At 67.8% G+C, this 12978-nt stretch carries 10 protein-coding genes; 8 read left to right on the top strand and 2 right to left on the bottom strand.

Annotation, left to right across the window (positions count from 1 at the left end; genetic code table 11):
* Window positions 1-401: 401 nt before the first annotated feature.
* A complete protein-coding gene (lolD, locus tag AC51BJ_RS13900) occupies window positions 402-1073 on the bottom strand; it encodes a lipoprotein-releasing ABC transporter ATP-binding protein LolD (protein ID WP_496280616.1) in 672 nt (223 codons plus the stop codon).
* Window positions 1066-2310, bottom strand: a complete 1245-nt coding sequence (locus AC51BJ_RS13895) for a lipoprotein-releasing ABC transporter permease subunit (RefSeq protein ID WP_430434940.1) — start codon at window positions 2308-2310, stop codon at window positions 1066-1068. Before AC51BJ_RS13895 ends, lolD begins: the two co-directional genes overlap by 8 nt.
* A 132-nt stretch (window positions 2311-2442) precedes the next feature.
* Between AC51BJ_RS13895 and AC51BJ_RS13890 the strand changes: the two genes are divergently transcribed.
* From AC51BJ_RS13890 to AC51BJ_RS13855, 8 genes are all read left to right on the top strand, one after another.
* The gene (locus AC51BJ_RS13890) at window positions 2443-3435 is read left to right on the top strand and encodes a hypothetical protein (protein ID WP_496280615.1); all 993 of its coding nucleotides are present in this window, start codon (window positions 2443-2445) and stop codon (window positions 3433-3435) included.
* Window positions 3436-3463: 28 nt separating this feature from the next.
* Window positions 3464-5155: a single-stranded-DNA-specific exonuclease RecJ gene (gene recJ, locus AC51BJ_RS13885; protein ID WP_496280614.1), complete on the top strand. Its 1692-nt coding sequence runs from the start codon at window positions 3464-3466 to the stop codon at window positions 5153-5155.
* Window positions 5156-5264: 109 nt separating this feature from the next.
* A complete protein-coding gene (locus AC51BJ_RS13880; protein ID WP_425763052.1) occupies window positions 5265-6608 on the top strand; it encodes a M48 family metalloprotease in 1344 nt (447 codons plus the stop codon).
* Window positions 6609-6861: 253 nt separating this feature from the next.
* Window positions 6862-7989, top strand: a complete 1128-nt coding sequence (locus AC51BJ_RS13875) for a TRAP transporter substrate-binding protein (protein ID WP_430434943.1) — start codon at window positions 6862-6864, stop codon at window positions 7987-7989.
* Between the two features lie 100 nt (window positions 7990-8089).
* The gene (locus AC51BJ_RS13870) at window positions 8090-8692 is read left to right on the top strand and encodes a TRAP transporter small permease subunit (RefSeq protein WP_430434944.1); all 603 of its coding nucleotides are present in this window, start codon (window positions 8090-8092) and stop codon (window positions 8690-8692) included.
* On the top strand, window positions 8689-10635 hold the full coding sequence (locus tag AC51BJ_RS13865; RefSeq protein ID WP_496280613.1) for a TRAP transporter large permease: 1947 nt from the start codon (window positions 8689-8691) through the stop codon (window positions 10633-10635). The genes AC51BJ_RS13870 and AC51BJ_RS13865 overlap by 4 nt, the downstream gene beginning before the upstream one ends.
* Window positions 10636-10711: 76 nt before the next feature.
* Window positions 10712-12013, top strand: coding sequence for an MFS transporter (locus AC51BJ_RS13860; RefSeq protein WP_496280612.1), 1302 nt, complete (start codon window positions 10712-10714; stop codon window positions 12011-12013).
* Window positions 12010-12963, top strand: coding sequence for an AEC family transporter (locus AC51BJ_RS13855; RefSeq protein ID WP_496280611.1), 954 nt, complete (start codon window positions 12010-12012; stop codon window positions 12961-12963). Before AC51BJ_RS13860 ends, AC51BJ_RS13855 begins: the two co-directional genes overlap by 4 nt.
* Window positions 12964-12978 lie beyond the last annotated feature (15 nt).

Below are 12978 nucleotides of genomic sequence, written 5' to 3'. Positions count from 1 at the left end.
CGGGGTTCTGTGGGAGGGGTTTCTGACCCCGACTGCGGCGGGATCGAAGCCTGCGGATGGCGGAGGCCGCGTCGCGGCCAGAAAACCACTCCCACAGGGCAGGCGCCCGAGTCGCGGCCGGAGCGTGAGCCGGAGTTCTGTGGGAGGGGTCTTCTGACCCCGACTGCGGCCGAGATCGAGGCCTGCGAGCGGCGAAGGCCGTGTCGCGGTCAGAAGACCGCTCCCAAAGGGCAGGCGCTCGAGTCGCTGCCGGAGCGTGAGCCGGAGTTCGGTAGGAGGGGGTTTCTGACCCCGACTGCGGCCCGTGTCGACGCAGGCGGTCCGCAGTGGCCGTGTCGCGGCCAAAGGTGAACCGACAGCAGAGCGCCGGCGATCTTCCCGCGAGGCCGCGGCAGCCCGGGTCAGAACCGGCCGTCCACCAGCCGCACCGTGCGGTCGGTGCGCGCGGCCAGCCGCTCGTCGTGGGTGACGATGACGAAGCTGGTGCCGCGGGTGCGGCTCAGCGTCAGCATAAGGTCGAACACGCCGTCGGCGGTGCGGCTGTCGAGGTTGCCGGTCGGTTCGTCGGCCAGCACGCAGGCCGGCTGCGTCACCAGCGCGCGGGCAATGGCGACGCGCTGGCGCTCGCCGCCCGACAGTTCACCCGGCTGGTGCTCAACCCGATGCGCCAGCCCGACTTCGGCCAGCATGGCCGCGGCCGCCTCGCGTGCCTGGGTGCGCGTCTGCCGGCGGATCATCAGCGGCATCGCCACGTTGTCCAGCGCCGAGAACTCGGCCAGCAGGTGGTGGAACTGGTAGACGAAACCCAGCGCGCGGTTGCGCAGGCTGCCGCGCGCCGCCTCGCCGAGCGACGAATAGTCCTGACCGAGCAGCGTCACGCTGCCCGCGGTCGGCACGTCGAGCCCGCCCAGCAGGTGCAGCAGCGTGCTCTTGCCGGAGCCGCTGGCGCCGACGATGGCCACGCGCTCGCCGCGCATCACATCCAGATCGACGCCGGACAGCACCGGCACCTCGACCTTGCCCTGATGGAACACCTTGGTCAGCCCACGGCAGCTCAGCACGATGTCACTCATAGCGCAGCGCCTCCGCCGGTTGCACGCGCGACGCGCGCCAGCTCGGGTACAGCGTGGCGACCAGGGTCAGCACGCCGCCGATCAGCGTCACCGTGACGACGTCGCTCATCAGGATTTCCGACGGCAGTTCGGGAATGAAATACACCTCGGACGACCACAGCGACACGCCGACGATCTTTTCGATGGCCGGCACCACGACGTCGAGATTGGCCGCCAGCAGCACACCACCGGCCACGCCGAGCAGCAGGCCGAAGCCGCCGATGACGGCGCCCTGCACGACGAACACCGCCATCATGCTGGCGGGACTGGCGCCCAGCGTGCGCAGAATGGCGATGTCGGCCTGCTTGTCGGTCACCACCATGATGAGCATGGACACGATGTTGAAGGCGGCCACTGCCACGATGAGCGACAGGATGATGAACATCATGTTCTTCTCGATCGCGATGGCGCGGAAGAAGTTGGCGTGCTGGCGCGTCCAGTCGCCGACCAGCAGTTCCTGACCGGACAGCTGTTCGTGCAGTTCGCGCGCCACGCGCGGCGCGTCGAACAGGTCACCCAGCTTCAGGCGCACGCCGGACACGCGGTCTTCCATCCGGTACAGCGTCTGCGCGTCCTGCATGTGGATCAGTGCGAGGCTGGCGTCGTATTCGAAATGGCCCGCCTCGAACACGCCGACCACGGTGAACTGCTTGAGTCGCGGCAGCACGGCGGCCGGCGTCACCAGCCCCTGCGGCGCGATCAACGTCACCTTGTCGCCCATCTGCACCTGCAGCGCGCGCGCCAGTTCGATGCCCAGCACCACACCGTAGCCGCCGGGCTGCAGATCGGTGAGCTTGCCGGCGCGCATGTGCTGGCTGAAGTCGGCCACGCCGTCCTCGGCTGCCGGCAGCACGCCGCGCACCATGGCACCGCGCACCGTCTGGTCGAAGGACAGCATGGCCTGTTCGCTGACGTAGGGCGCGGCTGCCTTGACCTCGGGATTCTTCAGCACGGCGTCGGCCACCTGCTGCCAGTCGGCCAGCTCGTTGTCGTAGCCGGTCACCTGGATGTGCGAGGCGACGCCGAGGATGCGGGTGCGCAACTCCTTCTGGAAGCCGTTCATCACCGACAGCACGGTGATCAGCGCTGCCACCCCGAGCGCCAGCCCGAAGGTGGAGATCAGGGAAATGAAGGAAATGAAGCCGTTGCGCCGTTTCGCCCGCACATAGCGCAGGCCGAGCAGGATTTCGTAGTTCATGGGGTCGGCATGGTACCGGATGGCGGCCGCGCGCCCGCCAGGGATGATGCGGCAGCGCCGTGTCGGATTGCGCCGACCGGGCACCGGCCAGTCCCCCGCGCGGCGTGCCGCAAGCCGGGTAAACTCGCGCCCATGTCCCTGCATCTCGTCCTCCCCGGCCTGCTCTGGCCGTCGACTTCACCGCTGCCGCCCCCCCGCACCCCGGCGCTGTCGCTGCTGCTGGGCCGCGGTCGCCGGACCTCCCGGGCCGCGCGGGCGCCCGAACACCTGCTGGCCGAGCTGTTCGGCCTCGACGAGCGGGCGCCGCTCGGCGCGCTGCGCTGGGCCGGCACCGGCGAGCCGGCCGACACCCGCTGCTGGCTGGCGGCCGACGCCACCCATCTGCGCTTTGCACGCGACGCGCTGATGCTGACCGACCGCCCGGATGTCGCGCCCGACGCTCACGAGGCGGCCGCGCTGGCCGCCTCGTGGAACGCCCACTTTGCCAGCGTCGGCTGGCTGCACCTGCCGGCCGGCGGGCACGGCCATCTGTCGCTGCTCGAGCCGTTGCGGGTCGACACCGTGCCGCCGGGTGCCGCCCTCGGCCGCAAGATCGACGCATCGATGCCCTCCGGCCCCGACGGCGCGAAGCTGCGCCAGTGGATGAACGAAACGCAGATGCTGTTCCACGACCACCCGGTCAACGCCGCGCGCGAAGAGGCCGGGCGGCCGGCCATCAACAGCCTGTGGTTCTGGGGCGCAGGCAGCTTGCCGGTACGGGCCGACATCCCCTGCATGCAGCTGTGGGCTGACGACCCGCTGGCGCACGGACTGGCACACGCCGCTGGCGTGCGCGCCGCGCCGCTGCCGGACAAGACCGGCGTCGCGCTGCAGGAAGGCAACCTCGTGCTGCTGCAGGACGCGCTGGCGCCGGCCCTTTACCTGGACGCCGTCGCCTGGACGCAGGCGGTCGAGGCACTCGACCGCGACTGGATCGCGCCAGCACTTGACGCGCTGCGCCGCGGCGACGTGCAGTCGGTCACTGTGCGCCTCAGCGGCGACGAAGCCGCCATCGCCGTGACCACCGAGCGCCGCGACCTGTGGAAATTCTGGCGCCGCCCGCACCCTCTGACCCCGGGTCCCTGACCCCCAGCCCCTAGCCCCTAAAAAAACAGTGACCCTCATCCTCAATCGCACCATCCCGGCGCGCAGTTCCGCCCTGCTCGAACAGCAGGGCATCCATCCGCTGCTGGCCCGGCTGTATGCCGCGCGCGGCGTGCAGGACCGCAGCCAGATCGACTATTCGCTGAAGGCGCTGCTGCCGCCCGACGCGCTGACCGGCACCACTGAAGCGGCGCAGATGCTGGCCGACGCGATCGAGGCCGACGCGCGCCTGCTCATCGTCGCCGACTACGACTGTGACGGCGCCACCGCCTGCGCCCTCGGCATCCGCGCGCTGCGGGCGATGGGCGCCAACGTGAACTACCTCGTTCCGAACCGCTTCGAGTACGGCTACGGGCTGACGCCGGAAATCGTCGATCTCGCGGCGCACGCCGAGCCGGACATCATCATCACGGTGGACAACGGCATCGCCAGCGTCGAGGGCGTGGCGCGCGCCAACGAACTGGGCATGTCGGTGCTGGTGACCGACCATCACCTGCCGGGCGACGAACTGCCGCTGGCCGACGTGATCGTCAATCCGAACCAGCCGGGCTGCGCCTTCCCGAGCAAAGCCATCGCCGGCTGCGGCGTCATGTTCTACGTCATGCTGGCGCTGCGCGCCGAACTGCGCCGGCGCGGCGCCTTCGCCGGCCGCGAGGAGCCCAACCTCGGCAATCTGCTCGATCTGGTCGCGCTCGGCACGGTGGCCGACGTGGTGAAGCTGGACCACAACAACCGCGTGCTGGTGACCCAGGGCATGCAGCGCATCCGCGGCGGCAAGCTCACGCCGGGCCTGCGCGCACTGTTCGCCGCCGCCGGCCGCGAGCCGGAGCGCGCCACCTCCTTCGATCTCGGCTTCGCCATCGGCCCGCGTCTGAATGCGGCCGGCCGGCTGTCCGACATGTCGCTCGGCATCGAATGCCTGATCACCGACGACTTCGCGCGCGCGCTGTCGCTCGCGCAGCAACTGGACGCGATGAACCGCGAGCGGCGCGAGATCGAACAGGGCATGCAGGAAGAGGCGGAAGCGCAGCTGGCCGGCATCGACATCGGCGAATCGAAATCGCTGGCGCTGTTCCACCCGGACTGGCACCAGGGCGTGATCGGCATCGTCGCCTCGCGTGTCAAGGAACGTGCACACCGGCCGACCATCGCCTTCGCGCGCGGCAACGAGGGCGAAATCAAGGGTTCCGGCCGCTCGATACCCGGCCTGCACCTGCGCGACGCGCTCGATCTGGTGTCCAAGCGCGAACCCGGCCTGCTCCTCCGCTTCGGCGGCCACGCGATGGCGGCCGGCCTGACCGTGCACGAGCACGATTTCGAGCGCTTCCGTGACGCCTTCGAACAGGCAGTCGCCGACATGGTGGAACCTTCGGCGCTGACCCGCACCATAGAGACCGACGGCGCGCTCGAAGCGTCGCTGATGAATCTGCACGCGGCGACACTGATGGAAGCCGAAACCTGGGGCCAGGGCTTTCCGCCGCCGGTGTTCGCCGACTGTTTCGAGGTGCGCAACCAGCGCCTGCTGAAGGACAAGCACCTGAAACTGTCGCTGGCGAAGGACGGTAACGTGTTCGATGCAATATGGTTCAACCGCGCCGAGCCGCTGCCCGAACGGGTGACCGCCGCGTACCGGCTGGACATCAACGAGTACCAGGGCGTGCGCCGGGTGCAGCTGATGGTGGAACACGCCGAGCCGGCCTGATCCGGATGCATTACAGGAGCGCGGTACGCGCGCCTGCCAGACCCGGGCCTGTCAGCGGCGACGCCGTCCCGGGCGTTATCGCTGACGATCTCAACGAAGGACGACGACCATGTCTCACGACCGCTTCTTCCGCCGCGAAATGAGCCGCCGCGACTTTCTGTGGCTGTCCGGCATCGCCGGCGCCGCCGTGACGCTGCCGCAACTTTCCGGCTGTGCCACCGACCCGATCACCGGCCAGCAGGTGCTGGTCGGCCTGTCGGAGCAGGACGAGATCGGCATCGACCGCAAGCACTCGCCGCAGCAGTTCTCGTCCGACTACGGCGCAGTTCAGGACGCCGAGCTGAACCGCTACGTGAACGACATCGAACTGTCGCTGGCGAAGAACACGCATCGACCCGATGTCCCTTACAGCGCGCGCGTCGTCAACGCCAACTACATCAACGCCTACACCTTCCCGGGCGGCAGCATGGCGTGCACGCGCGGCATCATGCTGGACATGGACAGCGAAGACGAGCTGGCGGCCCTGCTCGGCCATGAGACCGGACACGTGAACGCGCGCCACAGCGCCAAGCAGGCCGGGCGCACGATGGTGGCGCAGGTCGGCGCGACGGCGGTCAATGTCGCGGTCGCAATGTCCGACTACCGCGGTGCGGCGCCGCTCGCCAACATCGCCACCCAGGTCGGCGCCAGCGCGCTGCTGGCCGGCTACTCGCGCGCCGACGAACGGCAGGCCGACGCGCTGGGGCTGGAATACATGACCCGCGCCGGCTACAACCCGGACGGCATGGTGAATCTGATGGACATGCTGCGCAGCCAGCACAAGGAGAAGCCCAGCCTGCTGCAGACCATGTTCTCGTCGCACCCGATGTCGGACGAGCGCTACGCCACCGCCGAGCGGGAAGCGCTGGACACCTACGGCAGCCTGCGCAACAAGAAGCTGTCGCGCGAGCGCTACATGGACCACACGGCAGGCCTGCGCAAGCTCGCCCCGGCAATCAAGTCGCAGCAGGAAGGCGAGTCGCTGATGGCGAAGAAGTCGCTGGACGACGCCGAAACGCGCTTCGCGCAGTCGCTCAAGGTCGCGCCGGACGACTACTGCGGCAATGTGCTGATGGGCAAGTGCCTGCTGGCGCAGAAGCAGTACGCCGACGCAGACCGCCACTTCGCGCGCGCCGCCGAGGTGTATCCCGGCGAGGGCCAGGCCATGTATCAGCGCGGCGTGTCGAAGCTGGCGCTGGGCCGGGCGCCGGAGGCGCTGGCCGCCTTCAACGCCTACGACCGCGTGCTGCCGGGCAATCCGACCACGCTGTTCCTGAAGGGGGTCGCCTACGAAACGATGCAGGACAAGCGCGCCGCCAGCCAGCACTACGCCGCCTACATCCGCAGCGGCAGCAAGGACGCGCAGGCCCAGTTCGCCTACCAGCGACTGCAGGCCTGGGGTGTCGTCAAGTAGCCCGACGCATGCGCCGACCGGGATCTGCATACATTTGTGTCGGACACCGGATGCGCGGCCGGCCGGTCGCAGCCAGCCGCGCCGCAGGGCGTGAAGCGCCGGAAAAATGGCATTCCGTCGTCACGCTGCAGTGCGCCTTGTGACGGATTCCCGGCAGGGTTAGCATCGCGCGGCGTCGTTTTTTGTCTGTTGCCGGCAACCCCCTGCAACGGACAGTACGAAGCACCCACCACCACGAGGAGGAGCATCAACCATGTCTGAACAGAACAAGACGCAGTCGGCCCGCCGCAACTTCCTGGCCAAGGCTGCAGGCACTGCCGCCGGTACCGCCGCCATCGCCTTCCCCAGCATTTCCGTCGCCCAATCCCCGGTCACCCTGCGCTTCCAGTCGACCTGGCCGGCGAAGGACATCTTCCACGAATTCGCCCAGGACTACGCCAAGCTGGTCAATGACATGTCCGGCGGTCGCCTCAAGATCGACGTGCTGCCCGCCGGTTCGGTGGTGAAGGCCTTCGACCTGCTGGACGCGGTCAACAAGGGCACGCTCGACGGCGGCCATGGCGTGATCGCCTACTGGTACGGCAAGAATTCCGCGCTGGCGCTGTGGGGCTCCGGCCCGGCCTTCGGCATGGACGCCAACATGCTGCTGGCGTGGCACGAATTCGGCGGCGGCAAGGCGCTGCTGGACGAGATCTACAAGAGCCTGAACATGGACGTCGTGTCCTACATGTACGGCCCGATGCCGACCCAGCCGCTCGGCTGGTTCAAGAAGCCGGTCACCAAGGCCGAGGACATGAAGGGCCTGAAGTTCCGTACCGTCGGCCTGTCGATCGACGTATTCACCGACATGGGTGTGTCGGTCAATGCGCTGCCCGGCGGTGAAATCGTGCCGGCGATGGACCGCGGTCTGCTCGACGCCGCCGAGTTCAACAACGCCGCCTCCGACCAGGTGCTCGGCTTCCCCGACGTGTCCAAGGTATGCATGCTGCAGAGCTTCCACCAGGCCTCGGAACAGTTCGAAATCCTGTTCAACAAGAAGCGGCTCGAAGCGCTGCCGGCCGACCTGCGCGCCATCATCAGCAACGCCGTACCCGCCGCATCGGCCGAAATGTCGTGGAAGGCGATCGACCGCTACTCCACCGCCTACCAGGAAATGCAGGAAAAGCAGGGCGTCAAGTTCTACAAGACGCCGGATGCCATCCTGAAGGCTCAATTGGCGGCCTGGGACAAGGTTGCGGGCAAGAAGGCGGAAGAGAACCCGATGTTCAAGAAGGTGCTCGAGTCGCAGCGCGCATTCGCCAAGCGGACCGCGAAGTGGCAGAACGACACCACGGTGAACTACCGCATGGCCTACGACCACTTCTTCGGCAAGAAGGGCTGAGGGTCGTAGCGCAGAAGACAAGCCGGCGTCTCCAAAAGGGGCGCCGGTTTTTTTGACGCCATTTTCCGGGACGGGCGCCCACAGGCGCCCGGCATATGCCATGCAAAAACTGCTGCTTCGCGTCGACCGGTTCAATACCTGGGTCGGCCATGCCTTCGCGTGGACCATCGTCGCACTGACACTGCTCATCACCTGGGAGGTGTTCTCGCGCTACGCGCTGAACACGCCCCACGCCTGGGTATTCGATGCCACCTACATGCTCTACGGCGCGCTGTTCATGATGGCCGGCGCCTACACGCTGGCCACCAGCGGCCACGTCCGCGGCGATGTGCTGTACGGCTTCTTCGAGCCGCGCACGCAGGCCACGCTGGACCTCATCCTCTACTTCGTGTTCTTCATCCCCGGCGTGCTCGCATTGTGCTGGGCCGGCTGGGACTTCTTCACCGAGTCGATGGCGATCAACGAGCATTCGTCCGTCACCTCCGACGGTCCGCCCATCTATCCGTTCAAGGCCATCATTCCGCTGGCCGGCGCCGCACTGATGCTGCAGGGCGTGGTTGAAATCCTGCGCTGCATCGTCTGCATCCAGCAGGGCGAATGGCCGTCGCGCACGCAGGACGTGGAAGAGGTGGACGTCGAGAAGCTGCGCCACATGGTGCACGCCGACTTGCCCGAGAACGAAAACGCAGGGAGTACGAAATGAAAAAGGAACTGCGATTCGGCTTCGGCCTGATGGCGATCATCATCGTCGCCACCGCCGTCCTGATGCCGGCGCCGTCGGAATGGACCGGCGGCCACCTCGGCCTGCTGATGCTGGCGCTGGTGGTCGTGGCCATCATGCTGGGCTTCCCGACCGCCTTTACGCTGATGGGCATGGGCGTGCTGTTCGCGTGGCTGGCCTACCGGATGCAGAACCCGGCCATCGCTACCCAGCAGACGCTGGACCTGATGGTGCAGCGCGCCTTCTCGGTCATGACCAATGACGTGCTGATCTCGATCCCGCTGTTCGTGTTCATGGGCTATCTGGTCGAGCGCGCCAACCTGATCGAGAAGCTGTTCAAGAGCCTGCATCTGGCGATGGCCCGCATCCCGGGGTCACTGGCGGTGGCGACGCTGGTCACCTGCGCCATCTTCGCCACGGCCACCGGCATCGTCGGCGCGGTTGTGACGCTGATGGGCCTGCTTGCGCTGCCTGCCATGCTGCGTTCCGGCTACGACATCCGGCTGTCCGCCGGCGTCATCACGGCCGGCGGCTGCCTGGGCATCCTGATCCCGCCGTCGGTCATGCTGATCGTCTATGGCGCCACGGCCGGCGTTTCGGTGGTCAAGCTGTACGCAGGCGCCTTCTTCCCGGGCCTGATGCTGGCCGGCCTCTACATGCTGTACGTGGTCATCGTCGCCAAGCTGCGTCCGGACATGGCACCTCCGCTGCCGGATTCCGAGCGTCAGGTGAAGCTGCCGCCGACAGCGGCCAGCGTGGCAAGCCAGTACGGCCGCCGTGCGGTACCGGCGCTGCTCGCCGCACTGAAGGGCCCGCGCAACGCCGAAGCCTCTACTGGCTCGCTGGTGAGTCAGCTCGGCATTGCCCTGCTGCCGCTGATCGTCGCCGCGATCGCCCTGACCGCCATCCACGGCTCGCTGACCGCGCCGAAGGCGGTGGCCGAAGTGCTGCCGGACAGCATGCAGTCCTTCGACAGCGGCTACTCAACCAGCGACCTGGCGGAGCCGCCGGCTGACGAAGGGGGCCTGCAGGAACCGCCGGCCGAAGATGGTCTGCAGGAGCCGCCGAAGGAAGGCGGCGACTTGGCCGAGCCGCCGGCCGCCGAGCCGGTCGCCAAGGATGCCGCTGCGCCGCCGGCCGCCGAGCCCGCCGCCGCGCCAGCGGAAGCGCTGGCCGCGCCGCTGAGCTTCTGGATCGCCGTCATCGTCTGCGCCGTGCTGCTGCTCGGCTACTACGCGATGCTCAGCTTCGAGCGGCTCGAAATCTTCAAGATGCTGCTGTCGTCCTTCTTCCCGCTGGCCATCCTGATCCTGGCGGTGCTCGGCACCATCGTGTTCGGTCTTGCCACGCCGACCGAGGCGGCGGCGATCGGCGCCTCCGGCGGCGCCCTGCTGGCGGCGGCCTACGGCCAGCTGAACATGGGGGTGATCAAGGAGTCGGTTTTTCTGACCGCCAAGACCTCGGCCATGGTGTGCTGGCTGTTTGTCGGCAGCGCCATCTTCTCGGCGGCGTTCGCTCTGCTGGGCGGTCAGGAACTGGTGGAGAAGTTCGTACTGTCGATGGACCTGACGCCTATCCAGTTCATGATCCTGGCGCAGTTCATCATCTTCATCCTGGGCTGGCCGCTGGAATGGACGGAAATCATCGTCATCTTCATGCCGATCTTCATCCCGCTGCTGGCGCACTTCAACATCGACCCGCTGTTCTTCGGCCTGCTGGTGGCGATGAACCTGCAGACAGCCTTCCTGTCGCCGCCAGTCGCGATGTCGGCCTTCTACCTGAAGGGGGTGGCACCGCCGCATGTGACGCTGAACCAGATCTTCGCCGGCATGATGCCCTTCATGGGCATACAGGTGATCGCGCTGATCCTGCTCTATCTCTTCCCGGGCATCGGCATGTGGCTGCCCAACTATCTGTATAACTGAGTACAGCGGTACAGATGGACGGACCACGGCGCTTCGGCGCCGTGGTCTTTTTTTGCACTGCCGTAGAATCGCCCCGATGCTCTCTTCCGAACAGACCCGCCTGCTGATCCGGCTCCGCTGGACCGCTTTCTTCCTGCTCGCTGGCGCCTACGTGCTGGTGTTCTTCCACCGCACCGCACCCGCCGCGATCGCCGGCGAACTGGCACGCGACTTCAACGTCGGCCCGGCCTCACTCGGCGCGCTGGCCTCCAGCTATTTCTGGATCTACATGGTGATGCAGATCCCGACCGGGGTGCTGGCCGACACGCTGGGCCCGCGGCGCATCGTCGCGCTCGGCGGCGTGATCGCCGGTATCGGCTCGATCACCTTCGCCCTGGCCGACACGCTGGGGGTCGCGGTGATCGGCCGCACGCTGGTCGGCCTCGGCGTGTCCTTCCCCTTCATCGCGCTGCTCAAGATCAACGCAGCGTGGTTCCCGGAACGCCGTTTCGCCACGCTGAACGGCGTCACCATGTTCATCGGCAATCTGGGTGCCGCCAGCGCGGCGCTGCCGCTGGCGTGGGTGGTGACGACGGTGTCCTGGCGCACGGTATTCGTCGCACTCGGCCTGCTGTCCATGCTGCTCGCACTGGTCACCTGGCTGCGTGTGCGCGACCGGCCAGAGGACGCCGGCCTGCCCACCATGCGCGAACTGGACGGCAAGCCGGCACACGCGCCGCTGCCGGTCGGCGACTGGCGGGCCGGGCTGCGGCAGGTGGCCTGCAACCGCGCCAGCTGGCCGGGGCTGTTCGTCAACGCCGGCATCGCCGGCAGCCTCTTTTCCTTCGCCGGCCTGTGGGGCGTGCCCTATCTGATGGCGGCGCACGGCATGGAACGCGCGGTCGCCGCGCAACACACCACGCTGCTGCTGGTCATCTTCGCCTGCAGCTGCCTGTTCATCGGCCGCCTGTCCGACCACCTGCGCCGGCGCAAGCCGGTCATGCTGAGCTATGCCGCGCTCTACGTCACCGGCTGGCTGCCCTTCGTCCTCGCCGATGGCCCGCTACCGCTGCTGGCGACCTATGCCACGTGCGCGCTGATCGGCGTGTCCGCTGCCGCGTTCTCGCTGACCTGGGCCTGCGCTAAGGAAGTGAACCCGCCGGCGCTGTCCGGCATGGCCACCAGCCTGGTCAACGTCGGCTGCTTTCTCGGCGCCGCCTTGCTGCAGCCGCTGGTCGGCTGGGTGATCGAGCTGTATTCGCCGTCGATCGCCGAAGCGACGCACGAAGCGGTGACCATGGGCATACGCGTGCTCGCCGTCGCCGCGCTGGGTGGCTTCGTTGCGGCCTGCTTCATCCGCGAAACCGGTGGCCGCAACCTGACGGAGTCGCACGCATGAACGCGCTGGTCGGCCTGATGGTGCAGGTGATGCTGCCGCTTTCGCTGCTGGTGGCGGCCGGCGGATGGTGGGCGGCGCGCATGGGCGAAGGACGCGATGCCGACGTGCTGCGTGCGCAGCTGAACCGGCTGGTGCTCTACGTCTTCTACCCGGCCATCCTGTTCGCGGTGGCGGCCAGCACACCGATCAGCCTCGACCTGCTGACCGTGCCCTTCCTGGTCGGCGTCGGCACGCTGGCCAATGGCGCCCTGCTCTACGTGCTGCTGTGGAGGACGCGCCTGGGTGCGAAGCTGCACGACACGACGCGCGCCGCCATCATGCTCGGCGGCATGTTCGGCAACACTTTCAACGTCGGTGCGCCGGTGCTCGAGTTTTTCTTCGGCAATGGCGCGATGCGCTACGCCATCTTCAACGACATGTTCATGACCATGCCCTTCGTGTGGACGCTGGGCGTGTGGATCGCCACCCGTCTTGGTTCGCACGCCGAAGGCGAGCGGCCGGACGTGTTGCGTACCGTGCTGATGATGCCGCCGATCTGGGCCTTCGTGCTCGGCCTCGGCGCCCAGTACACCGGGCTGGCCTACCCGCCGCTGGTGCAGGCGGCGCGCTTCATCGGCCAGGCGGCGATTCCGGTCATCATCTTCGTGCTGGGCATGACCATTCCGTGGCGCCGGCTGGTGCCGCGCACCGAAATCCTGGTCGCCTCCGGCGTCAAGCTGCTGGTCGCGCCGCTGCTGATCTGGGGGCTGGTGCTGCTGGTGTCCGATACGCCGAACGAGGCGCAGCGCGCATCGCTGGTCGAGTGCGCCACGCCCACCTTCATGACCTCGCTGCTGCTGGCCGAGCGCTTCAAGATCGACGCCGCCGCCTCGGCGCTGCTGATCGGCTGGAGCACGCTGCTGTTCTGGCTGTCGCTGCCGCTGCTGATGGGGCTGGGCCTGTTCGGTTGACGCTCGCCGCCGGCG

This window comes from Methyloversatilis sp. S146-33 (assembly GCF_059552495.1).
The sequence above is the reverse complement of the archived record's forward strand: the minus strand, read 5'-3'. Positions and strand labels throughout refer to the sequence as shown.

Bases quoted from the DNA above. Each gene is read 5' to 3' on its own strand.
- lolD (WP_496280616.1), bottom strand. From the start codon at position 1,073: ATGAGTGACATCGTGCTGAGCTGCCGTGGGCTGACCAAGGTGTTCCAT.
- AC51BJ_RS13895 (WP_430434940.1), bottom strand. From the start codon at position 2,310: ATGAACTACGAAATCCTGCTCGGCCTGCGCTATGTGCGGGCGAAACGG.
- AC51BJ_RS13890 (WP_496280615.1), top strand. From the start codon at position 2,443: ATGTCCCTGCATCTCGTCCTCCCCGGCCTGCTCTGGCCGTCGACTTCA.
- AC51BJ_RS13880 (WP_425763052.1), top strand. From the start codon at position 5,265: ATGTCTCACGACCGCTTCTTCCGCCGCGAAATGAGCCGCCGCGACTTT.
- AC51BJ_RS13875 (WP_430434943.1), top strand. From the start codon at position 6,862: ATGTCTGAACAGAACAAGACGCAGTCGGCCCGCCGCAACTTCCTGGCC.
- AC51BJ_RS13870 (WP_430434944.1), top strand. From the start codon at position 8,090: ATGCAAAAACTGCTGCTTCGCGTCGACCGGTTCAATACCTGGGTCGGC.
- AC51BJ_RS13865 (WP_496280613.1), top strand. From the start codon at position 8,689: ATGAAAAAGGAACTGCGATTCGGCTTCGGCCTGATGGCGATCATCATC.
- AC51BJ_RS13860 (WP_496280612.1), top strand. From the start codon at position 10,712: ATGCTCTCTTCCGAACAGACCCGCCTGCTGATCCGGCTCCGCTGGACC.
- AC51BJ_RS13855 (WP_496280611.1), top strand. From the start codon at position 12,010: ATGAACGCGCTGGTCGGCCTGATGGTGCAGGTGATGCTGCCGCTTTCG.